Genomic DNA, 22,630 nt, shown 5'->3' with positions numbered 1-22,630 from the left:
ATAGTCCCCCTAGTGGCTGTGCCCTGCACCCTGTTTGAGAATGTCAGCCTTAATCAAATAACTGTTGCCAATGACATACTCTGCGCCTGACTGAAGCCCCGAAAGAACCTCGACGTAGTCACCCGATTTGCGCCCTGTTTTAATCTCACTGGCTTCAAACCGGGTGCCGTTGCGGATAAAAACTACGGTTTCTCCGTTCAAGGTCTGAATGGCATCGGACTCAACCGCGATATCGGCAGTAAAGGTGTCGGTTGTGACATCCGCTTTAACGTGCATTCCCGGGCGCCAATGTCCTGACTTATTGGGCAATACCACGCGTGCCCGGGCTATATGACCGCCGCTCATCTGAGGTGCAATGTAAGATACTGTACCGCTTACCGTTTTATGGTGGTGCAAGTCGTATAACTCGGCGCTCTGACCTTCCTGCATTGCTTCCACGTTTTCGGGAAACGCCGACAACTCTACCCAAACTGAAGCGGTATTAATTACCTGAAATAAAGGCTGCTGATCAACCAATTCACCAACATTGGTAAAACGTTCAGATACCTCGCCACTAATGGGACTGACCACATTAAACTTGGTACCTGTACTGACGTTTTCGACTACGGCAAGTACCTCGCCCTTTTCAACTGAGTCGCCGATATTGGCATTAAGCGAACTCACAGTGCCTTTATAGCGGGCGCTAATATGCGCAATATTGTTATTCTCCGGCGCAATTACGCCGAATACGGTTTGAGTCACAGCCATGCGTTGGGAGCTAACTTGTCCCATAGTCAGTTCGGCGTTTTCTATGGCTTTATCGCTCAGTTCAGTATGCAATTTTTCATGGTGGTCATCTTCCGACGCGCAGGTTTGTTGGGTGTAACTACAGACAGCCAAAAAAGCAGCTGTTAGAAAGTAAGTTGATAGTTTCACTGCTGTTCTCCTAAAAATGCTTGTCCGGTCATACGTTCCAGCTGAATGACATCGCTGTATATGGCGTGCTCCCGCGAAACTCGTTGATACTCGAGCTGAGCTAGCTCATTCTGGGCATCCAGCACCTGCAATAGCGAATGCGTACCGCGCGCATATCCCTGGTTCGTTTGTTCGACCAGTTGCTGTGCCAGTGGCAATAGTGTGTCTTTCACTTTTTGTCGGTAGTTTTGGTGGGTTTGCAGGCTGTTTATTAGCGCCAGTGCCAGCGACCGCAACTGAGTTCGCACCAGCTTTTGCTGCTGCAGGTTCGATTGATGCAACACCCGACGCTGCTGAATACGCCCAATATTAGGATCTTGCAGCTGCAATGGCATCGACGCCTCAACCACAAAACCGGTATCATCCGACTGATTGTTGTAACGCACGCCAAATCCCAGACTTAAGTCAGAGGTGGAGTCTGCTTCCAACGCCTTTGCCTGAGCCTGCAATAAGCGCTCGGAATCTAACAGGCGTAAATATTCAGGTGCCTTATTTACTGCATTTAGAACGTCGGCCTGTTCCGGCAAATTTAAGGGGAAATAAAAAGTGCCCGAAACTTGGTTAAAGTTCGGCTGCTCAGCCCACATTGCGCTGAGCTTTGCCTGCGCTTTAGCCAACTGGCCTTTCAGTTCCTCTATATCAGCCCCTTGGCTCTCGCGCTGAAGTTGGATACGGGTTACCTCAGAGTTTGGAACCGCGCCAGCATTTGCCCGCTCCTGTGCTGTTTCTAACAGACTCTCCGTACGATGTAGCTGCTGCTTGCTAAGGCTAATAAGCTCCTGCAACTTGAGTACCTGGTAAAAGCGTTGTGTTGTTTGTGCCAGTACCTCAATGCTCTGGTATTCAAACTCGGCCTGTTGCACTTTTTCTTCGGCTGTTGCCGCATTAATGCGCTGCTGGCGTTTCTCTCCTAACTCAATGACCTGAGAGAAGGACAACGTCATCTGCGCATTATCCAAACCGGAGCTTTCACCAGAGCCAGCAAAGTTTTCAACTTCCAGTCCAATTCTCGGGTTAGGTGAAAACCCAGCCTGCAGAGTCAGAGCCTCGGCGGCCTGCTGTTGATAGTCGTACTTTTGTAAATCGGGGTTACTCTTCAGCGTGCGGTTTAATGCATCACTTAAAGTTAAATCTGACGCGGCAGCACTAACCGGAAATGCCAATATGGCACCCAGAAAGACCACCACGAAGCTTAAACGCTTCATGTTTTATCTCCAATTGTTCGCTATTTAAAAATGACGGTAGAAATGGAGATTAAGCGTTTGGTGGGGGAACCGGCGGTTGGTGGGCTAAACCCTTATCAAAAATCACAGCGGTAGGCTGAGCTTCGGTAATAACGGGACAAGCAGAGACACTAATACCGTAACCAGTAATGCAACTCACGTGCGCATGAAACTGGTGCTCGTGACTCTGCTCAAGATCTAAAGATGAAGAATTCGGGCTATGTTCTAAACCATGGTTGACATCAAAAACAACATCCACACTGCTGTGGCTTGCGTCTTCCATATGGCCAACCGCGGACGCACAGGTAAAAAAGCTGTGTATCAGGATGACTGTAATGAGTAACCATGGGATTTTCATGCCCGCTACTTTATCGAACTTAAGCCGAAAACGCTAATGGTGGGGTAATAATTAGAATCAATTGACCTAAAGACGTTGCATTAAAATTCAAAAGTTAATCCATTACTGTTTCATCGTCATTTTATTCAGCCAACTAGCGTTTACTAAACTCGCTCTATTCAAAGCTGTTATTGCGAGAGCCTATGAAAACCTTATCGGCCCGCGCTACCCTTCTATCTACTCATCAAGCTTGATGGCGTCTTTTGAAAGTGCACTCGGAAAAAGCATATCGACATGGACTCGACAGCTATCGTAAGGTGACGCTTTGTTGTATATGCGTTTGAGTTGAAGCGTCATTTTAGATCTATTCCTTGCTCCCACCCTCTTTTCTAAGCAATTTGAATATTCGCTGATATAACAAGGAAGTGGTCACTGCAATGGTTACAAATACGCCTAAATCAATTAAGAAATTAGCAATATCGAAGCCATCACTTATTGGGTTGTATTTTAAATCAAAGCTATGCATGAGTATTTCAGTCAAAATAACAGCCATAATGACAGGCACAAGAATAGAGCCAAATGGTTGGTGGTCAGTTGATTCACTCATGGTTATTTCCCAGAATATCCGTTAGTACGTTCTTTATTAAATTCGCACATTCGCCAACAATAATTATAGGCATAAGGGAAATGACGCATTGACGCTACATACTTTTTCTAAGGGCTCTTCGTTTCAAGTACTTTCCGTTTTCGATAAGGCTCAATTAAAAACCTCCAGACCCAGTAACCAGTAGCGATTGCATAAATCACTTTTTTACCTAAAAACATCCAGTCAAAACCAGTATCAGACCAAAAGAAAACAATATCAATCACTGCTGTAGTGAAAACAAGCAAACAAAGACCACCCCATAGATGCAAGAGGGGTTGTTTTAAAGGCGTCATTACTTCCCCCGGGTTACTGCAGCATCATCCCGCGAGAATGAATAATATCCTCGCCCGGACAAGAGTATTTAGGCTCTATTACTGAGCAATTCTGGTTAGCTTTATCAAGGCAAAAGTCAAAACGTGTTTGCGTTTTCACAGGATCAGAAATAATATTGTTGGGAAGGTCTTTCCATTTCCAGTTTGTAATAACGTCTTTGGCTGCCACAGAAAAATTTCTGTTAGTAGACTCGACAACCGCTATGTCTTTGATTTCGTTATCCGGCGTTATGACGTACTGAACTGTGGCGCAGCCCTCTAGCGAATTAATCACAGCTTGCTCAGGATACCTTGCGGGAAACCGCTTTAGATCAGCCCATTTAGGCTGTGCCAACTCATTATCGGTTAATGCTAGGTTAGCGTATTCAACGGTGTTTTTTGTGGATGTGCAGCCGCTGGTTGCGAGAACACCAACTAGAGTAAGAATAAACTGTTTTATCATGCCGCTTCCTTTATGCTTTATTGACTAATCTTACATAGCTTCCATTTAAAAGCCAGAGAAATCCGTTATAAAAATGTTAATTACAATATATTCTTTAATTTAGAAAAGCAATTGCTTAGGCTAAAATCAGAGTTGCTATAACGCGGTGCTTAGGAGTTGCGTAAAGCAGGAACTTCGTGTTGTTGCACTGGTTAGTTATTGTGCCGTCAAAGTCAAAGAGGGCTAAGTTTATTGAGATAGTCTATTCCGAATCCACTTTCATCAATCAATATTTTTCAAACCAATAGATTCATTTCAAACAGAAGTTTTCGCGCGCTCCGTCGAGAGTCCATAATCAATAATAATTCGATTTTAGTTGCTAGTTTATTAACTTTCTAAATGATCAAGTTATCTCCGTCAATTACCCATTGTCGATATTTAGTTAACCCTAAGTCTAAAAAGCGTTCGCTAATTGGTGCTATCTCGGGGTTCATGGCAACTCTGTCTCAATACGAGACCTTACTGATTTGATAGTTTCACGAGCTATTGAATACGAATACTTGTCGATCAAATAGGCTTAGATGACAAAGCAGTTGCGGAAGTCATGTCCTTGGTTATGTCTTAATGAAAACACCCCATTGTTTCATCTACACTTGCGAAATTTAACCACCGCGTATGTACTATAGTTGAAATGCAATTTTCAAATAGGAGTACGTTATGTCTATACAAAATAAAGTAGCTTTAGTGACTGGAGCCGCTCAGGGTATTGGACGGGCTATAGCTTTGCGATTGGCAAAAGATGGTGCAGACATTGCCATTGTTGATCTAAACGAAGACAAAATGAATGAAGTCTCCCGGGAAGTAGAAGCATTAAACCGGAAGGCAACGACATTCAAAGCTGATGTAAGTGATCGTGAGCAAGTTTACGCAGCCATTGACCATGCCGAAAAAACACTAGGTGGTTTCGACATCATGGTTAACAACGCCGGTATTGCACAAGTTCAGGCAATTGCAGATGTCACTCCGGAAGAATTGGATAAAATTCAGAAAATTAATGTTGATGGCACCCTTTGGGGCATTCAGGCAGCAGCGAAGAAGTTTATTGAGCGCGAACAAAAAGGCAAAATTATAAATGCCTCTTCCATAGCCGGTCATAATGGATTTGCATTATTAGGTGTGTACTCTTCCACTAAATTCGCCGTGCGCGCTTTAACTCAAGCCGCAGCTCTGGAATATGCAAGTCAGGGTATTACGGTAAACGCATACTGCCCCGGAGTCGTTGGCACCGATATGTGGGTTGAAATTGACAAACGTTTTGCTGAACTGACTGACGCGTCTGAAGGCGAAACATACGAAAAGTATGTTGATGGGATTGCCCTTGGCCGGGCGCAAACACCAGAAGACGTAGCAAGCTTTGTATCCTACCTGGCGGGTCCGGACTCTGATTACATGACCGGTCAAGCGCCGTTAATTGATGGTGGTATCGTTTTTCGTTAATTCGGAAGCCTTATTTACATCCTGATAGATAACGAAACCACGATAATTGCTGGTGTTTATTTCAATGCACCAGCTTAGTTCCCGAATGAAGCAGCCTCCAAGGGCTAAGTTATTCACTGCAAGAAGCAAAACGCATCAACGTAAGTAACTAAGGCTTGCATGCCAACCTCTTGATGCAGATCAAGTTATTTAACGGAAGAAAAGAACACAATAATAAGATGTAAACTTACAGACAAAAAGGTTAATGCCATGAGCAACACTTTTTATATTCCAGCAGTCAATATTATTGGCGATAATGCCCTTAAAGATGCGGCCACGCAAATGGATAACTATGGCTTTAAACAAGCCTTGGTAGTTACCGATCCAGGCATGACCAAACTGGGCGTTACTGAAGAAATCAAAGCCCTGCTCAAAGAGCATGGAATAGGCAGCCTAGTTTACGATGGCGTACAACCCAACCCGACTGTGACAAACGTTAAAGCCGGGTTAGATGTTCTGCAGAAGCATCAGTGCGATTGTGTTATTTCACTAGGTGGAGGTTCAGCTCACGACTGCGCCAAGGGCATAGCACTGGTTGCCACTAATGGCGGACATATTAGCGACTATGAAGGCGTTGATGTCTCGAAAAAGCCACAACTGCCACTCATTAGTATTAATACCACCGCAGGCACTGCGTCTGAAATGACCCGCTTCTGCATTATTACCGACCCGGAACGCCATATTAAAATGGCAATTGTCGACCAAAATGTGACCCCCATCCTGTCGGTTAACGATCCGGGATTAATGGTCGGTATGCCTGCCAGCTTGACTGCAGCAACGGGCATGGATGCTCTGACCCATGCCGTTGAAGCCTATGTATCCACCGATGCTACACCCATTACCGATGCCTGTGCCATAAAAGCCATAGAGATTATCCGGGACAATCTTCACGAAGCGGTTCATAACGGAACGAATATGGAAGCTCGTGAGCAAATGGCTTACGCACAGTTCCTGGCGGGTATGGCGTTTAACAATGCGTCTCTAGGTTATGTACATGCCATGGCCCACCAACTCGGCGGATTCTACGATTTACCGCACGGTGTCTGTAACGCGGTTTTATTGCCTCATGTGCAACGCTACAACAGTCAGGTTGTCGCACCGCGCCTGAAAGACATTGGTAAAGCGCTGGGCGCAGACGTACAGGGATTAACAGACAAAGAAGGTGCTGACGCTGCTATTGCCGCCATTGTCCAACTGTCTCAGAGCGTTAATATTCCGGCTGGTCTGGAAGAACTGGGGGCAAAAGAAGAGGACTTTAGTACACTAGCAGACAATGCGATGAAAGACGCTTGTGGCCTGACTAATCCAATTCAACCCAGTCACGAAGACGTTGTTGCTATTTTTAAAGCGGCTTTTTAACCGGAATCTTTTACGCTTAGCCGCTCAACGTCGAGTATCGCTAAAGATTTTTACAGTGCGTTCAATACATCCTATCCCCGCAGCTACATTAATGTAGCTGCGAAAAAATGAGTATATGCCCAATAGTAGCCTTCACATCGATAGACATAATTTGATTCTCTCCCCCTTGCTCGTACGTGAATAAAAGCTTGCTCTACTGTCACCAATCCCGGCACAATCAATCAAGATAATTAATTGATAAACTGATTCCAATACTTGATCTGAATGCTTGGGAACACGCTACTATTTAAGGTGTCGGAGTAAACGTGCAGACTAGCTGCAGTATTTTAAGCGAACCACTGGTTAGAAGTTACCAGGCGTTTTGAGGAACATTAATGAAGGTAATGGAATTATTTCAATCAGATTGGCGGTTTGGAAGCAAGCTGCTTGCTTGGTGCGCCTTATTTTTAGGTGTGGGCTATGGTCTGTATCAGCTCATTCTGCTCATGCAGTCTCAAGACAATGTACGCTATGCGTTTTATGCCGGAGCAGTAGCTGCCGCCGCCACGGCTTTGGGGACTCTTCCAGCCCTATTCTCACGTGGTCTCTCCGGCCGCTTACACGCTGCAATGCTAGGCTTTGGTGGTGGTGTCATGCTGGCCGCCAGTATTTTTTCTCTCATTGTGCCGGCATTAGATCTGTTTCAAGCAGCAGAGCAAATAGCCTGGCAGGGCCCGCTCAAAGTAGCTGCTGCTATTCTCCTGGGCTCTTTTTTGATGATGGCTCTGGAGCGCAGTGTACCGCATGAGCACTTTATTAAAGGTACTGAAGGCCATCAGGCACTGATATTGAAACGCAGTTGGTTATTTGTCATTGCTATTATCTTGCACAATATACCCGAAGGACTGGCAATTGGCGTCGCGTACGCTGGCGAAGATACTGTTGGAGCTTCAACTCTGGCAACTGGTATTTCTGTACAAGACATACCGGAAGGTTTTGTCGTAGCCATGGCCTTACTGGCCGCTGGGTACAGCCGCAAACTTTCCATTGGAGTAGGTATGTTATCGGGGCTAGTAGAGCCTTTAATGGCCGTTATTGGCGCTATTGCATTGAGCAACGCAGCTGTACTGCCCTGGGGGCTGGCTATGGCCGCGGGCGCTATGCTGTTCGTCATCAGTCATGAAATGATTCCCGAATCACACAGAAAAGGCCACGAAATGTCTGCAACGAATGGTCTGATGCTGGGTTTTGTGCTGATGTTTGTACTCGATACCGCTTTGGGTAGTTAGCGCTCAGCTTAAATTAACGCGTCTTAAAACAGACAAATTCTTCTCAACTTGTTCGCTAACGGGGGCTATTTCAGGATTACTTGAATGGGTGTTCTCAATCAGTAATACGCTTCCAGTTAAGGTACTTCTCATGGGCTAATGCAAGCATTGGCAAGTCTTCTGCTGTATCTCCGTAGGCATAAATGGTTTTAAAGTCGATCAAATTTACTTTTCGTTTAATGGCAATGACTTTATTCTCCAGGCTGCAGTCACCTGACACATAACGTCCTGTTAATTTATTATTCTTTGTTTCCAGTTCGCTGCATACCCACTTAATACCTTGTGAACGGCACCAGCGGGAAAGATAAAGGTCTAAAGAGGCCGACACCACATAGACTTCGTCTCCTTGCGCTTTGTGCCATTCAATTTTTTTAAGGACTTCGGCTCTGATAACATTGGGTAGATATTGCTCGGAGAAGCTACGGGCTAACCTCGTAATGTCAGCCACGGAGCGATTCCAGAACACGATTTTAGATAATAGCGGCCTAGTCTTTGACGGTTTAAGCAGCCTTAGTTTATACAGTGCAATAAACGGGGACGCTAATAGCAGCGTCATTATCAATCGGCGTTTAGGCGTAACGTAAAACAGGAACTGAGTATAAGTATCCTGCTCTGTTATTGTTCCGTCAAAATCAAAAAGCGCTAAATTCATTAGAGCTCGTAATTAACTGGCTTTATCACAATTAGGAACCGCATTGATATTGCGCTGAACGTCGGTATCTAATTTAGTGACGTCCATACCCTCAAGAAACAAGAAAAAGTCTTCGTCGTCTTGAGTCTTTAAATAAATATCCAACTCTGAATTACTCCATGAAAAGTTATCATCACGGCAGGCAGAGACTAGTCTCACGTTCATACTGCCCGCTCCTCCTTTTTCATTGTTTTCGCGGCAGTCTTTTACCATCTGTTGCCCTTCAGCCATTGTTTGCGCATCTTCTTTTGACAAAGGTATTTTACACAAGTAACTGACCATTGCTGTGCAGCAAAGTTTCAAAACTTGATTAAGTCATCCGTTTTTCAAGTAAAACAGGGAATGATGAGTAGGAAAAGGGAGAGGCATACCCTCGGGCGGGAAGAGGCGTAAGAGTGAGCGGCCTGGGTATACAGGAGTGTCGAAGGCCATGGATGGCCTTCGTCAAGCTTTCATGGATGAACTCGCAGCGTCTCCTGAATATCCAGGCCGTTCACTCAGCCGTGTTTACGCGCGAAGGTTTGCCGTTATTTCCGCTTAGCGACTTGCCATAGAGATTCTAACTCTTCAAGGTTGCAGTCGGTTGGGTGCTTGCCTTGCTGACTTAAGCTTTGCTCTATGTGCTGAAAGCGGCTTTTGAACTTTTCGTTGGCGCGTTGCAGCGCGGCTTCGGGGTTCACTTGTTTGTGGCGGGCGAGGTTAACTACGGCAAACAATAAGTCGCCAATTTCTTCTTCGATATGGTCCTGGTCGGTGGCTTCTTTTACTTCCTGAATTTCTTCGTCAACTTTGGCGTAAACAGGCTCAGCTTCGGTCCAGTCAAAGCCCACTGACGCGGCACGCTTTTGCAGTTTGGCAGCTTTTAAAATACTGGGCAGTTGACTGGGTATGTCGTCAAACACAGAGCCTTTGGCATCTTTCTTTGTCCGCTCCTGCTGTTTTATCTGTTCCCACTGGGCTTTAATTTCAGCGTCAGACAGATTGCGCTCAGCATCGGTGCCGAATACATGCGGGTGGCGACTTATCAATTTTTCAGCGGTATGTGCAGCGATGTCGTCCAGCTCAAATTGCTGCTCTTCGCGCGCTAACTGAGCATAGAACACTACCTGAAACAGTAAATCGCCCAGCTCATCTTTTATCGACTGCCAGTTACCCGACTGAATGGCATCTACCACTTCGTAGGTTTCCTCTATGGTGTAAGGAATTAACGAGGTCATGTTCTGCTTTAAATCCCAGGGGCAGCCGCTTTCTGGGTTGCGTAGCTGAGTCATAACCTGTTGCAGTTGTTGCATGCCTTTCACTGAGGTACCTCTATTGTTTCAACTAAAGCTTTAAAGTAATGCGCTGAACTTGCTCAACACAATGAACCTGGCGCAGTCTGTCTGTAATACGGCTGAGTGCGTCGCTGTCTTTTACGGTCAGAGTTAACACCACAGTTGCCGACTGTGACTGCGCATCGCTTTCGCTGTCCATTTGCGCCACTGCCGCCTTCTCGTTCGACAGCACACTGGTAATGTCATGCAACAACCCGTTACGGTCTAAAGCTGACACACGCAGGCTTGCCCGGTATTCCTGTTTGGAATGCCCCGACCAGGACACTTCAATACCGCGCTCGGGGTGCTGGTGCAATAAATGCTTCAGTTGATCGCAGTCGCTGTGGTGCACGGACACGCCCCGTCCCTGAGTAATAAATCCGGTAATGGGCTCACCCGGCAGCGGTTCACAGCAGTTAGCAAAGTGCATCATCAGGTTACCAATGCCTTCTACCGTAACGTCAGACTTCGGTGTTTTTGGCGACTGCTTGGCTTTACGACGTTTAGTTAAGCGCTCTACTTTGTCGGCTTCGGTTTCCTGCGGTTTCAGGAAATTCACCACCTGATGCAGTCGCACATCGCCCGCGCCGATAGCAGTTAACAAATCGTCCAGCGTCGGCACGTTAAAGCGCTCGACCGCTTTATTAGCATCTGCCACATGTAACTGATACTTCTGCAATTCGTTTTCCAGTAACTCTTTACCGGCCTGCAGGTTCTTTTCCCGGTCTTCTTTTTTGAAGTAGGTGTGAACCTTGGCTCGTGCCCGTGACGAATGCAGGTAACCCAGTTGCGGGTTCAACCAGTCGCGCCGTGGCTGGGCGTTTTTCTGAGTCAGAATTTCAACCCGGTCACCGTTTTGCAACTGGTAAGTAAAAGGCACAATACGGCTGTCGATTTTTGCGCCAATACACTTATGCCCTACCTGACTGTGAATGTAGTAAGCAAAATCGAGCGGGGTTGAGCCCATGGGCAAATCGACTACCTCGCCCTTCGGGGTAAACACATACACACGGTCTTCAAACACCTGCGAGCGAATTTCATCTACCAGAGTTTCGCTGCCAGCCATGTCTTCATGCCAGGCCAGTAGCTTACGCAGCCAGGCAATTTTGTCTTCAAAACCGTGGCGTTTACCGGCCGCAGCGCCCTCTTTGTACATCCAGTGCGCGGCCACGCCCAACTCGGCGTCGTCGTGCATGTCGTGCGAGCGTATCTGAATTTCAACGTTCTTGTGCTCAGGCCCTATAACCACGGTGTGAATGGACTGGTAGCCGTTGGGTTTAGGCGTTGCCACGTAGTCGTCAAACTCGGACGCAATATGCCGCCAGCTGGAATGCACTACGCCTAGTGCGGCGTAACAGTCTTTCAGGTTATGCGTCAGAATGCGCACAGCTCGAATGTCGAACAGCTGGTCAAACTGCAGGTGCTTTTTCTGCATTTTGCGCCAAATAGAATAAATATGTTTGGGGCGGCCATAGACATCGGCATCAATACCCTGCTGCTTCAGTGACGCCTGCAACCCCGACACAAAATTATCTATGTAGAGTTCGCGGTCGGTGCGGCGCTCATCAAGACGCTGAGCAATGGTTTTGTAGGTTTTAGGATGCAGGTAACGGAAAGAAATGTCCTCCAGCTCCCACTTCAGCTGCCCTATGCCTAATCGGTTAGCCAACGGCGCGTATATTTCTGCGCACTCTTTAGCGGCCAGTACCCGGGTTTCTTCGTCGGCTTTTTTTACTTCGCGCAGATAGCAAATGCGTTCGGCCAGCTTTATCAGCACCGCGCGCACATCTTCCACCATAGACAGTAACATGCGTCGCACGTTGTCTATCTGACTGCCGTCAGGCTGGCCGTGTTGGAAGTGTTGTAAGTCACCTATACTTTGCATTTGCTGTACGTTTCGCAGTAGCACAATCAGGGTTTTCGATTGTTTACCGGTGAGTTTGTCTAAATCGAGCTTGCCTGCTTCCAGCAATGGCACGTACAACGCCGCCAGCAAGGATTCTGCATCCAGCTTTAACGGTGCCAGTATTTCGACCATCTCCTGGCCTTTCAGCAAGGCTTCAGCTTCTTCAGGAAACTGCTGCTTCAGTTGCTGAAAAGTACTTTCTAACGGCTCAGGATCACTCACAGCGTTCAGCCAATGCTGTTCGCTGTCTTTGTATTTGGGGTCATCCACGTGGGTACTGCGTACATGGACCATGATTTACGACGCTCTCTCCAGACAAACCATAGTTTCAATGTGATGGGTTTGCACAAACATGTCAACTGTACTCAGGCCAATTATGCGGTAATTGCAACCTTTGCTTTCGCTTAGCATGCCGGCAATATCCCGCGCCAAAGTATCCGGTGCGCAGGAAACATACAAAATGCGCTGTGGTCTGTGTTCGGGCTTCAGCTTATGCAGCAACTTCACCACACCTTCAGCCCCCGGTCTTGCAGGATCTAAACACCACAAATCGGCGGGCTCACCTAAGTCTGAAGCGGTAATTTCGTTTAAGTCGGCGCTAAGTGAACTCAGGTTATCCATGCCGTTGTTTTCAGCGTTAATGCGCGTCTGCTCGGCCATGCGGTAAACACCTTCTACTGCCAGTACCGATTTTGCCCGGCGCGCCAAAGGCAGACTGAAGTTGCCAATACCGGCGAAAAAGTCATACACGCGCTGTGTTTTTTCTGGCTTCAGCCAGTCCATAGCCTGTTGCACCATGCGCTGGTTAATACCGCCGTTAACTTGTAGGAAGTCACCCGGCTGAAAATACAGTTTGTCACCGTCAATGCTGGTATCAAAAGGCATTGCTGCACCAGCTAAAGGCTGCAGATCGTTCTCGCTCTGTAACCAAATATTGGTTTTATTGGCCGTTTGCCACTTCTGCAACGCCTGCATGGCGTCACCCGGCAGCGCTTCCGTGATACGCAGCAAAATAATAGGGGTATTGGTATTAATAGCCTCAATATGACCGAGCTTGCTGGCAACAGCCGATGTATTTAATAAAGGGTATAGGGCATTGACGCGTTGCAGCAGAATTTCATCGGCTACCAGGCAGTCATGTATGGCGACAATATGGTGGCTTTGTGCTTCTCTGAAGCCAATCAGCAGCTTTTGCTCCTTGCCCAGCCAGCGCGTTGCCAGCCTCACTCTGCGACGGTAACGCATCGGTTCGCTAATCAGCGGTTCCTGCCACGGCAGACTGCTGGTTTGGGGATTAAATACGCCGAACTTCTGAAACAGCTCTTCCACCACTTGCCGCTTATGAGCCAGCTGTTTTTGCTCGTCTATGTGCTGAAAGTCGCAACCTCCACAGCTAGCATAATACTGACAAGGCGCTTCACGACGGTCGCTACTGGGCTCCAGAATACGCTCTAAATGACCACTGTGTTTGCCCGCAGTTTTGTACTCTATGATCTCGCCCGGCAAGGCGCCCATAATAAAACGGGTGGGCTGACCTTTTACGGCTGCACGTACAACCGCACGCGCCTGATGGTCAAGTGCTGACACCTGACCTTTTAGGGTTTTACTTACGGACTTATTGCGCTTTTGCGGCTTAAAAAATTGCGCCATGTTGGTTTTGCTTTACCTGATTTATTTCTAGTCTGTTTCTAAAATAACCGTTGCTACCGCGTAGTGCTTTTCGTCACTAATGGATAAATGACTGCCGGTGATGCCCTGCTCTTTTACCCATTGTGCCGCGGTTTCGGTGAAATGCCATTCAGGTTTACCGTATTCGTTATGTACTACCTGCATATGCTGAAAAGACAATCCGGCGGAAATACCACGACCAAAAGCCTTGGAGCAGGCTTCTTTGGCAGCAAAGCGTTTGGCCAGAAAAGCAGCTTCATCAACCGAGGCTGTCATTTCTTCCTGCTCTTTTGTTGTTAACACGCGTTTCACTAAACTGTTGCCACGCGCTAACGACTGCTCTATACGGGCTACTTCAACAATGTCAGTACCTAAGCCCCAAATTGCCATTAGCGTGCCTTATCTAAAATATTGCGCATATCGCGCACAGCCTGATCCAAGCCAACCAATACCGCACGGGCAATAATCGAATGACCAATATTTAATTCACAAACTTGCGGAATTTCCGCCACTTCTAATGTGTTGTGATAGTGCAGACCGTGCCCCACATTCACCTGTAAACCAATGGAATGCGCGTATTCTGACGCTTCCATTAAGCGTGCCAGTTCAACGGTACGCTGCTCTTCAGTTTCGGCCTCCGCGTATTGCCCGGTGTGCAATTCCACAATGGGTGCACCGGCTTTTTTAGCGGCATCTATTTGCTCGTGGTCAGCATCAATAAATAAAGAAACCTGGATACCCGCATCGCTTAAGCGACGAGTGGCATCGGTAATGGTTTCTAACTGACCAGCAACATTCAGGCCACCTTCCGTAGTCAGTTCCTGGCGTTTTTCAGGTACCAGACAACTGTAGGTAGGCTGCGTTTTTATCGCTATATCGAGCATTTCTTCAGTAACCGCCATTTCCAGATTCATAGGCACGTTCAGTGTTTGCTTCAGCATGGCAACGTCGCGGTCAGTAATATGGCGGCGGTCTTCACGCAAATGAATGGTAATGCCGTCGGCACCAGCTTGTTCGGCAATAGCTGCCGCAGCTACCGGGTCGGGATAACGAACTCCACGTGCGTTACGCAACGTGGCCACGTGGTCAATGTTAACGCCCAGGCGTAAACCTTTCATTATTCAGCTCCTTTCGCTTTTCGGCTAATTCTTCGCAATTCACTGACGCTTAGTGCCACGGAACAGTTCACGACTGCGCAGCGGTTTGTCACCTAAATAAACCGCTAAGGCATCACGCATAATATATTTTAGCAGTCTTAAGCGGCTTTCGTCGTCAACATCCCACGCGGCCAGTTTTTGAATATCCGCCACCGAGTATGCTCGTTGTTGATTGTCTCTGGCTTGGGTCACAAAGCCATGATCGGGAATAAAATAGCACCACTTCGAGTCGGACAGCACATGACCGGTATCGGCGTCATAATGCCAGTCAAATGCCGCTCCTAAATGCTGCAATAACTGCCATTCAAACTGACGCAAAGCAGGCTCTACACGCTCGCTGTTGGTCATGTTTTGTAAGGCTGACAAATAGCTTTCAAAAAGCTCGGGCGCTTCAGCTTCTGCCGGCACCAGCCGTTGAATTAACTCATTGAGGTAAAAGCCACTGTAAAGTTTATCGCCCTGCAACCGCAGTTCTTGGGTTGGCTGCTGCGGTTCCAGCAAGGTTAAAGTTTTTAAATCGCTGCGCCCCTGAAACTCGGCCAACAGTGGCATAAAAGGTTGTGCTAAACCGCGCCAGGGGCTTTTCGGACGCTTAGCGCCTTTTGCCACCACCCGGACCCGTCCTTTATCTTCAGTGAACAGATCCAGAATGAGACTGGTTTCCTGATAGTCCCAACGATGCAACACCAGTGCCCGCTGCGCCACCGGTTAATCTTCCCGGTAGCCCAGACTTTTCAACGCTCGCTCGTCGTCCGACCAACCAGATTTTACCTTAACCCAAAGTTTCATCATGACTTTGTTGTCCAGCAGTTTTTCTAAATCGCGCCGGGCTTCGGTGCCTATAGTTTTCAGTTTACTACCACCCTGCCCGATAATCATCCGTTTCTGCGCTTCGCGCTCTACCAGTATTAAGGCATGAATGTGAGTGGTGCCTTTTTCAGACTGACCAAACTGCTCAATTTCTACTGTCGTTTCATACGGCAGCTCCTCGCCGGTAAAACGCATAAGTTTTTCACGCACAATTTCTGCCGCCATAAAGCGTACAGAACGGTCGGTTACGTAGTCTTCAGGATAATAGTGGTAGCCCGGCTGCAAATGCGAGCGAACAATTTTTCTCAGCTCGTCAACATTATCGCCGTGTGTTGCCGATATGGGCAAAATGGCATCAAACTTGTGCTGCTCATTCAACCACTGCAAGTGCGGTAATAAACGTTCTTTATCTTTCAGTTGGTCAACTTTATTAACCAATAACACTACCGGCACTTTACTGCGCTGAACTTTCTCCAGCACCATTTTGTCGTCTTCTAACCACTTTAAGTTTTCAACCACGAACAGCACTAAGTCTACATCTTTTAACGCAGAGGAAGCAGTCTGGTTCATCACGCGGTTTATGGCACGAGGTTCTTCTTTGTGCATACCCGGCGTATCGACATAAATGGCCTGACAGCCATCGTCGGTGTCTACACCTAAAATACGGTGGCGGGTAGTCTGAGGCTTATTCGAGGTAATGCTGATTTTCTGCCCCAGCAACCGGTTAATCAGTGTGGATTTTCCCACATTCGGACGACCAACAATGGCGACGAAGCCGCTGTGTTTATTCTCGTCCAGTTCTATATCCAGCGTCATGCGCTCTCCTGCAAATGTTCTAATGCGGCCGTTGCTGCAGCCTGTTCGGCTTTACGGCGGCTGGTACCTGTGCCTTTAAAAGGACTTTCGATACCTTCTACAGAACAGTTTACGGTAAATTGTTGATTATGCGCCTGCCCTTGCGTAGCGACCACGTCGTACTCAGGTAAAGGCTTCTGACGCGACTGCAGTAACTCCTGCAGGCGTGTTTTTGGATCTTTCTGGCTGGTTCCGGGCTCAATCAAGGTTAACTGGGGCTCAAACCAGTTAAGAATGACTTGCCGAATGGTATCCATGTCACTGTCCAGATAAATGGCACCAATAATGGCTTCTACTGCATCGGCAAGAATGGACTCACGACGATAACCACCGCTTTTTAACTCGCCCTGACCTAGCGACAAAAAATCGCCCAGCCCCATTTTCTTACCCAGCTTCGCCAAAGAACGACCACAAACTATAGCAGCGCGCATACGGCTTAAATCGCCTTCTGCTACTTTGGGAAACTTTTGATACAAAGCTTCAGCTATCACCAGACCTAAAATAGAATCGCCCAGAAACTCCAGACGTTCATTGTGCGTTGATGAAGCACTACGGTGGGTCATTGCCTGATGCAGTAAATCCTGCTTTTCAAAACTATGACCAACAATTTTTTCCAGTTCCGTTAAAGGTGGTTTGGGCAAACTCACTCAATACTCCCTAGCCTTTCAAATCGAACTCCCGTAGGAACCCACGACGGCAACCAACTATCGCTACTGCGATCCATTTCAAAACTCATCCAGATGAATACCGCTCTGCCAACCAGCAGCTCTTCGTCAACAAAGCCCCAGTAGCGGCTGTCACGAGAATTGTCGCGGTTATCACCCATAGCAAAATACTGGCCTTCCGGCACTACCCATTCATCTTTCTGTGTGCCCGGCTGATTAAAATAAAGCATGGTGCGCGGCGCAACACGTGGGTCGATAAGAATTTCGTGGTTTACGTCACCTAACTGCTCGGCATACGTGCGTAAAGGCGACGAACCAGAGAAATACTCACCATCTTCTTTTAACGTGGTGGATATCACTTTCATTTCTTCGCAATCTTTCTCGCCAATGGCACAAGCCGGCTGAATATAAAGCGACTTATCACGGTAAATAATACGGTCACCGGGTAAACCAATAATGCGCTTTATATAATCTATATTTGGCTCTTCCGGATATTTAAATACCGCAATATCACCGCGTTCCGGCATTGAGGTATCTACCAGGGTTTCCTGAAAAACTGGGTCTTTAATGCCGTAGGAAAACTTTTCTACCAGAATAAAGTCGCCCTTCAGCAAGGTTGGCATCATTGATCCTGACGGTATCTGGAACGGCTCGTACAGCAAAGTACGTACCACCAGTACTAAAGCAATAACCGGAAAAATAGACTCGCTCAGCTCCATCAATTTAGGCTGAGGCGCCAGAGTGTCAATCTGCTGTTCGGTTAAAGCCTTGGTTGTTTTTGTCTCAACCTCAGCAATAACCGCTTTACGCTTTGGCTTCAATACCCGCGCATCGTAAAGCCATAACAACCCGGACAGAACCGTAATTATGGTTAAAATAATTGAAAAATAATTGGCCATTTCCTACTTGCCTACTTTTAAAACCGCAAGGAAGGCTTCCTGAGGTACTTCTACGTTACCCAGGTTCTTCATGCGCTTTTTACCCTCTTTTTGTTTTTGTAAAAGCTTCTTCTTACGACTAACATCACCGCCATAACACTTAGCGGTTACGTTTTTACGCAGCTGCTTGACCGTCGAGCGCGCAATAACATGGTTGCCAATGGTCGCCTGAATGGCAATATCAAACATTTGTCGTGGAATTAACTCACGCATTTTATCCACTAACATGCGGCCACGACCTTCAGCGTGATCACGGTGGGTGATCATTGCCAGCGCATCTACCCGGTCACCGTTAATTAGTATATCGACACGAACCATGTCCGCAGGTTCAAATTTCTTGAACTGATAATCCAGTGAAGCGTAACCACGACTGGTCGATTTCAACCGGTCAAAGAAGTCCATGACCACTTCCGCCATAGGCAGTTCGTAAGTTACCGCAACTTGTTTACCGTGATAAGCCATAGCCGTTTGTACACCACGCTTATCAACACATAAGGTAATCACATTACCCAAAAACTCCTGCGGAACCAGAATATTGGCTTCTACGATAGGTTCGTAAATGGTTTCAATATCGTTAACCGGTGGTAAATTAACCGGGTTATCAACTTTCACCATGCTGCCATCAGTTTTTTCAACTTCGTAAACAACCGTTGGCGCCGTGGTAATCAGGTCTATGTTGTACTCACGTTCCAAGCGTTCCTGAATAATTTCCATGTGCAGCATACCAAGGAAACCACAACGGAAACCAAAGCCAAGTGCCGCAGAATTCTCCGGCTCATAAAAAAGCGACGCGTCATTTAAGGACAATTTACCCAAAGCATCGCGAAACGATTCGTAGTCCTCTGAGCTGATTGGGAACATGCCGGCGTAAACCTGAGGTTTTACTTTTTTAAAACCTGGCACCGGTTCTTTTGCCGGGCTCTTCGTGTTGGTTAGGGTGTCGCCGACCGGGGCGCCCAGAATGTCTTTAATGCCCGAAATAACATAGCCTACCTCGCCGGTGTGCAAAATACCGGTTTCGTGAGGCTTTGGATCAAAATAGCCGACCTTATCAATTTGATACGACTGACCAGTGGACATTACTGTCATTTTCTCACCAGCACGTAACGTTCCGTTGCGCACGCGAACCAGAGAAACAACGCCCTGGTAATTATCAAACCAGGAGTCAATAATCAGTGCCTGTAATGGTTCTTCTGGCTCACCCTTAGGCGCCGGTATCTGCCGGACAATGCGTTCAAGCACGTCATCGATACCAATACCGGTTTTCGCCGAGCACTGAACCGCGTCCACCGCTTCAATCCCGACAATATCTTCTATTTCCTGCGCCACGCCCATTGCATCGGCCTGCGGCAGGTCAATTTTGTTCAGTACCGGAACAACTTCTAAGTCCATTTCGATAGCGGTGTAACAGTTTGCCAAAGTCTGCGCTTCAACACCCTGAGCTGCATCAACAACCAGCAGCGCACCTTCACAACCCGCCAGTGAACGCGAGACTTCATAAGAGAAGTCAACGTGCCCTGGAGTATCGATGAAGTTTAACTGATAGGTTTCGCCATCTTTAGCCGTGTAATAAAGGGTTACGCTCTGTGCTTTAATCGTAATACCCCGCTCACGCTCCAAATCCATGGAATCAAGTACTTGCTCAGCCATCTCACGGTCAGTCAGTCCGCCACAATGCTGAATCAGACGATCCGACAAAGTCGACTTACCGTGATCAATGTGAGCGATTATCGAGAAATTACGAATATTACTTTGCTTGAACGCCCTATTCGGCATTGATGATACCTCTGTAAAACTAAATTCTGGAACTTAAAAAATTAGCCCTGATCATACTCATGTTAGCGGCAAGAACAAAGGACTTTATGACAGTTCAGGGCTTTCAGTGCCGAACTTCAACCGCAACGCTTTCCAGTTTGACCATTGCATTGACTTGAATGTCACGTTTACGGAACCAGCGTTTTAGTCCCCAGAAAGTAAAAGCAAAGCCGGCAAAGGACAGTAAAATAACAAAACCTTCGGGTAACGTGCCTGTGTTTTCCAGTAGCACAGCTAATAGCAGCAGTGTCAGTATGGGTAAACCGTAGAGTAGTAAAGCAAAGCGTGTTACTGCGGTTTCCGGTACTTCTAATTGCACTTGGTCGCCTGGGTTAAAAGCTTGTTCAGTAACCACGGTAAACTGCGCATTTCGGTCAGAAAAAACTTTACTTAAAATGCCGGCACCACAGTTAGATACCTGCGCACAACCCGAGCAGGCAGTTTTCAACTTGGTGGTAACGGTTACGCGGTTGCCATCAACCGCTGTTACTTCTGCTATTTCTTTCATTATTTAACTTCTGCCGCTATGCGTTGAGCCATAGTTAAAGGTACCTGACCCACCACTGTCACAAGAAAGTTATTATAACGCTTTGAGAACAAAGTGTGTGAAGAGGATAACGCGAGATCGGTTTCCATACCCTCAGTTAGCTCGGCCACATAAACCGAGTACTCGGCAAGACCATCGGAAAATAAATAGTGGTCAACCGGCGTCGAATCAACGACTAAAGTATGGCTTTGCTGACTCAATAATTTGAACCCTCGCGGTGCCCACTGTGGCTCAACACCGTAATTTGTTGCACTTTGCACCCGCAGATCTTTTAGCAGTGGCGGCATTTCAATATTGCTTATTTCTTTAGTAATTTCAGGTGCAGTATTGCGAACGGATAAACTGGTTAATTGCATTTGCTCCACAACATCGCCGGACTGATTCATCATGATCATTTTCAGCGGCATACCGTGCTTGCGATCAATCCATAGTGCATAGCTATAGCGTTGGTTATCTCGGCTTAAAATACGAATATGCTGGGCGTTGCGACCTAAAACTCTTGCACCACCGCCAACAGTCACCTTATAGCTATGGCTAAGTTTTTCAAAGGGGTGAGAAAATGCGGCCGGGAAAATAGCGGTAATTGTATCGGACTTTAATGCGTAGTTACTGGCTGACGTATTAAAGTGGGCAACCTTGTTATTCACTCTCAAGATGCGAAAATCCGGACCATTCATCTGGATTAACAGTTCGGTACTTGCTGTTTCCGGATCGTTACCCTGTAGCCACTGATAAGGCTCAATTTGGTCACCATGTACATGAACTAACGACGCTTCAAAATTCAGTTCAGTTAAAGCTTCTGCCATACGGTTGAACCAGTCAGCACCACTTTCTGCTTGTTCGCTAGCCTGTTGTGCGCTTACCGACATGGTTCCGGTGAATAACACAGCGCCACATAAAATAGACCGGTACAACCGAGTTATCATAGCCTTAATTACCTTTGTTGAGCTCCTGCTCTGACTGCTCATCTTTATCTGCTTTTTGTTGCAACATCAATTGTTGTTGATGATCAATCAGGTATGACTGAACCTGGCGGCGTCTTTGCTGATCGCTGATTTGCGACATTGGCTCAACACGATTCAGGCTTACCGGCTCGCGGCCACCACCAATTGGGCTGGTCAGCAGAGTCGGTTCTGCACTGCTGCCATCAGGTGTCGCGGGTTGCTGATAAGTTTGCACTGTCATCACCGCAACCACTGCCACACTTGCCGCAACAGCAACTTTTGCGAAAGGCTGGAACCAACGTGAAGCCGCTTTATTCTGGCTCTTAGAGCGACCAAAACCTGGCTTAACGACATTGGACTCCTGGCTTACGCTAACGCGAACCCGCTCGCTAATATCAAGGCTGATATCGGAGTTTAAGTCACCTTTTATTGCCGCGCGAATAACACTATAACGGTGCCACTCCTGCTGAGCCTGTTCATCTTTCAACAGTGCTTCAATTTCATCGGCCTTGATGAGCTGTTCATCAAACAGCGCGGATGTTGATTCTGATTTGTTCCGAGACATAGATGCCCCTCTGTTAGTTTACCGTTCCAGCAACGGTCGGAGTTGATTATCTATTGCTTCCCGAGCGCGAAAGATGCGAGAGCGGACAGTACCTATAGGACAGTCCATTTCTAGCGCAATTTCCTCGTAACCGAGACCTTCAATTTCCCTTAATGTAATTGCCCGACGTAAATCATCCGGCAACTCATCAATTGTTTTTAACACCACATCTCGAATCTCATCAGAGAGCATTTGTTTTTCCGGAGAGGCGCTGTCTCTTAGCGCACCCGCTCCCTCATAAAACTCAGCGTCTTCTGCATCAATATCAGATGCGGGCGGCTTTCTACCTTGCGAAACTAAATAGTTCTTCGCCGTATTAACCGCAATTCGGTACAGCCAGGTATAGAAGGCACTATCACCACGGAAGTTCGGTAACGCCCGATACGCTTTTATAAACGCTTCCTGTGCAACATCAGCTACGTCACCTTGTTGTTTGACATAACGCGATATCAAACTCATGACTTTGTGCTGATACTTTTTTACCAGCAGATCAAAAGCCCGGTTATCACCTTGTTGTACTCTTTCGACCAGCTGTTGGTCACTCACCTGTTCGCTCATCCGAGCCTGTTCTCCCTTAACCCAGGAACTGCTGGAACTGGCGG

The 22,630-nt window shown here is 47.1% G+C and carries 25 protein-coding genes; 3 read left to right on the top strand and 22 right to left on the bottom strand.

Features of this window, described 5'->3' with window-relative positions; all coding sequences use genetic code 11:
- Positions 1 to 9: 9 nt before the first annotated feature.
- The 6 genes from U0358_RS05970 to U0358_RS05945 form a co-directional block, all read right to left on the bottom strand.
- Positions 10 to 915 (bottom strand): efflux RND transporter periplasmic adaptor subunit, encoded by a 906-nt coding sequence (locus U0358_RS05970; RefSeq protein WP_322407373.1) that lies wholly within the window; start codon positions 913 to 915, stop codon positions 10 to 12.
- Complete coding sequence (locus tag U0358_RS05965) at positions 912 to 2,159, bottom strand: TolC family protein (protein WP_322407372.1); 1,248 nt, start codon at positions 2,157 to 2,159, stop codon at positions 912 to 914. Before U0358_RS05965 ends, U0358_RS05970 begins: the two co-directional genes overlap by 4 nt.
- Before the next feature lie 49 nt (positions 2,160 to 2,208).
- Positions 2,209 to 2,535: a hypothetical protein gene (locus U0358_RS05960; protein WP_322407371.1), complete on the bottom strand. Its 327-nt coding sequence runs from the start codon at positions 2,533 to 2,535 to the stop codon at positions 2,209 to 2,211.
- 343 nt (positions 2,536 to 2,878) lie between these two features.
- A complete protein-coding gene (locus U0358_RS05955; protein ID WP_322407370.1) occupies positions 2,879 to 3,121 on the bottom strand; it encodes a hypothetical protein in 243 nt (80 codons plus the stop codon).
- Between the two features lie 107 nt (positions 3,122 to 3,228).
- A complete protein-coding gene (locus U0358_RS05950; protein ID WP_322407369.1) occupies positions 3,229 to 3,453 on the bottom strand; it encodes a hypothetical protein in 225 nt (74 codons plus the stop codon).
- A 13-nt stretch (positions 3,454 to 3,466) separates the two neighbouring features.
- Entirely contained in the window at positions 3,467 to 3,934 is a 468-nt protein-coding gene (locus U0358_RS05945) for an energy transducer TonB (RefSeq protein ID WP_322407367.1), read from the bottom strand.
- 696 nt (positions 3,935 to 4,630) lie between these two features.
- Here U0358_RS05945 and U0358_RS05940 point away from each other — a divergent pair.
- The 3 genes from U0358_RS05940 (at position 4,631) to U0358_RS05930 (ending at position 8,076) form a co-directional block, all read left to right on the top strand.
- Positions 4,631 to 5,410, top strand: a complete 780-nt coding sequence (locus U0358_RS05940) for an acetoin reductase (protein ID WP_322407366.1) — start codon at positions 4,631 to 4,633, stop codon at positions 5,408 to 5,410.
- 249 nt (positions 5,411 to 5,659) lie between these two features.
- The gene (gene yiaY, locus U0358_RS05935) at positions 5,660 to 6,808 is read left to right on the top strand and encodes an L-threonine dehydrogenase (protein ID WP_322407365.1); all 1,149 of its coding nucleotides are present in this window, start codon (positions 5,660 to 5,662) and stop codon (positions 6,806 to 6,808) included.
- A gap of 374 nt (positions 6,809 to 7,182) precedes the next feature.
- The gene (locus tag U0358_RS05930; RefSeq protein ID WP_322407364.1) at positions 7,183 to 8,076 is read left to right on the top strand and encodes a ZIP family metal transporter; all 894 of its coding nucleotides are present in this window, start codon (positions 7,183 to 7,185) and stop codon (positions 8,074 to 8,076) included.
- A gap of 94 nt (positions 8,077 to 8,170) precedes the next feature.
- On the opposite strand, the gene U0358_RS05925 is transcribed toward U0358_RS05930, so the two are convergent.
- The 16 genes from U0358_RS05925 to rpoE form a co-directional block, all read right to left on the bottom strand.
- Entirely contained in the window at positions 8,171 to 8,767 is a 597-nt protein-coding gene (locus tag U0358_RS05925) for an HAD family hydrolase (RefSeq protein ID WP_322407363.1), read from the bottom strand.
- Positions 8,768 to 8,779: 12 nt separating this feature from the next.
- A complete protein-coding gene (locus U0358_RS05920) occupies positions 8,780 to 8,971 on the bottom strand; it encodes a hypothetical protein (RefSeq protein ID WP_322407361.1) in 192 nt (63 codons plus the stop codon).
- Between the two features lie 362 nt (positions 8,972 to 9,333).
- Complete coding sequence (mazG, locus tag U0358_RS05915; protein WP_322407360.1) at positions 9,334 to 10,107, bottom strand: nucleoside triphosphate pyrophosphohydrolase; 774 nt, start codon at positions 10,105 to 10,107, stop codon at positions 9,334 to 9,336.
- A 22-nt stretch (positions 10,108 to 10,129) separates the two neighbouring features.
- The gene (gene relA, locus U0358_RS05910; RefSeq protein ID WP_322407358.1) at positions 10,130 to 12,319 is read right to left on the bottom strand and encodes a GTP diphosphokinase; all 2,190 of its coding nucleotides are present in this window, start codon (positions 12,317 to 12,319) and stop codon (positions 10,130 to 10,132) included.
- A gap of 3 nt (positions 12,320 to 12,322) precedes the next feature.
- Entirely contained in the window at positions 12,323 to 13,675 is a 1,353-nt protein-coding gene (rlmD, locus tag U0358_RS05905; protein ID WP_322407357.1) for a 23S rRNA (uracil(1939)-C(5))-methyltransferase RlmD, read from the bottom strand.
- Between the two features lie 27 nt (positions 13,676 to 13,702).
- Positions 13,703 to 14,083: a holo-ACP synthase gene (acpS, locus tag U0358_RS05900; RefSeq protein ID WP_322407356.1), complete on the bottom strand. Its 381-nt coding sequence runs from the start codon at positions 14,081 to 14,083 to the stop codon at positions 13,703 to 13,705.
- Positions 14,083 to 14,811 carry a pyridoxine 5'-phosphate synthase gene (gene pdxJ / locus U0358_RS05895; RefSeq protein ID WP_011234058.1) on the bottom strand — a complete coding sequence of 243 codons (729 nt, stop codon included), beginning with the start codon at positions 14,809 to 14,811 and terminating at the stop codon, positions 14,083 to 14,085. Before pdxJ ends, acpS begins: the two co-directional genes overlap by 1 nt.
- Before the next feature lie 39 nt (positions 14,812 to 14,850).
- Positions 14,851 to 15,555, bottom strand: coding sequence for a DNA repair protein RecO (gene recO / locus U0358_RS05890; protein ID WP_317496711.1), 705 nt, complete (start codon positions 15,553 to 15,555; stop codon positions 14,851 to 14,853).
- Between the two features lie 3 nt (positions 15,556 to 15,558).
- Positions 15,559 to 16,476 (bottom strand): GTPase Era, encoded by a 918-nt coding sequence (era, locus tag U0358_RS05885; RefSeq protein WP_317496710.1) that lies wholly within the window; start codon positions 16,474 to 16,476, stop codon positions 15,559 to 15,561.
- The gene (gene rnc / locus U0358_RS05880; RefSeq protein WP_317496709.1) at positions 16,473 to 17,162 is read right to left on the bottom strand and encodes a ribonuclease III; all 690 of its coding nucleotides are present in this window, start codon (positions 17,160 to 17,162) and stop codon (positions 16,473 to 16,475) included. Before rnc ends, era begins: the two co-directional genes overlap by 4 nt.
- Positions 17,159 to 18,079, bottom strand: coding sequence for a signal peptidase I (gene lepB / locus U0358_RS05875; protein ID WP_317496708.1), 921 nt, complete (start codon positions 18,077 to 18,079; stop codon positions 17,159 to 17,161). The genes rnc and lepB overlap by 4 nt, the downstream gene beginning before the upstream one ends.
- Positions 18,080 to 18,082: 3 nt before the next feature.
- Positions 18,083 to 19,894 carry a translation elongation factor 4 gene (gene lepA, locus U0358_RS05870; RefSeq protein ID WP_317496707.1) on the bottom strand — a complete coding sequence of 604 codons (1,812 nt, stop codon included), beginning with the start codon at positions 19,892 to 19,894 and terminating at the stop codon, positions 18,083 to 18,085.
- A 103-nt stretch (positions 19,895 to 19,997) separates the two neighbouring features.
- Positions 19,998 to 20,441 carry a SoxR reducing system RseC family protein gene (locus U0358_RS05865; RefSeq protein WP_317496706.1) on the bottom strand — a complete coding sequence of 148 codons (444 nt, stop codon included), beginning with the start codon at positions 20,439 to 20,441 and terminating at the stop codon, positions 19,998 to 20,000.
- Positions 20,441 to 21,406 carry a MucB/RseB C-terminal domain-containing protein gene (locus U0358_RS05860; protein WP_322407355.1) on the bottom strand — a complete coding sequence of 322 codons (966 nt, stop codon included), beginning with the start codon at positions 21,404 to 21,406 and terminating at the stop codon, positions 20,441 to 20,443. The genes U0358_RS05865 and U0358_RS05860 overlap by 1 nt, the downstream gene beginning before the upstream one ends.
- 4 nt (positions 21,407 to 21,410) lie before the next feature.
- Complete coding sequence (locus tag U0358_RS05855) at positions 21,411 to 21,989, bottom strand: sigma-E factor negative regulatory protein (protein WP_317496704.1); 579 nt, start codon at positions 21,987 to 21,989, stop codon at positions 21,411 to 21,413.
- An 18-nt stretch (positions 21,990 to 22,007) separates the two neighbouring features.
- Positions 22,008 to 22,586, bottom strand: coding sequence for an RNA polymerase sigma factor RpoE (gene rpoE, locus U0358_RS05850; RefSeq protein WP_317496703.1), 579 nt, complete (start codon positions 22,584 to 22,586; stop codon positions 22,008 to 22,010).
- Positions 22,587 to 22,630: the final 44 nt, after the last annotated feature.

The organism is Idiomarina sp. PL1-037 (genome assembly GCF_034422975.1).
GTDB lineage: Bacteria > Pseudomonadota > Gammaproteobacteria > Enterobacterales > Alteromonadaceae > Idiomarina.
Note: the sequence above shows the minus strand (reverse complement) of the source record. Positions and strands in the feature narration are given on the sequence as shown.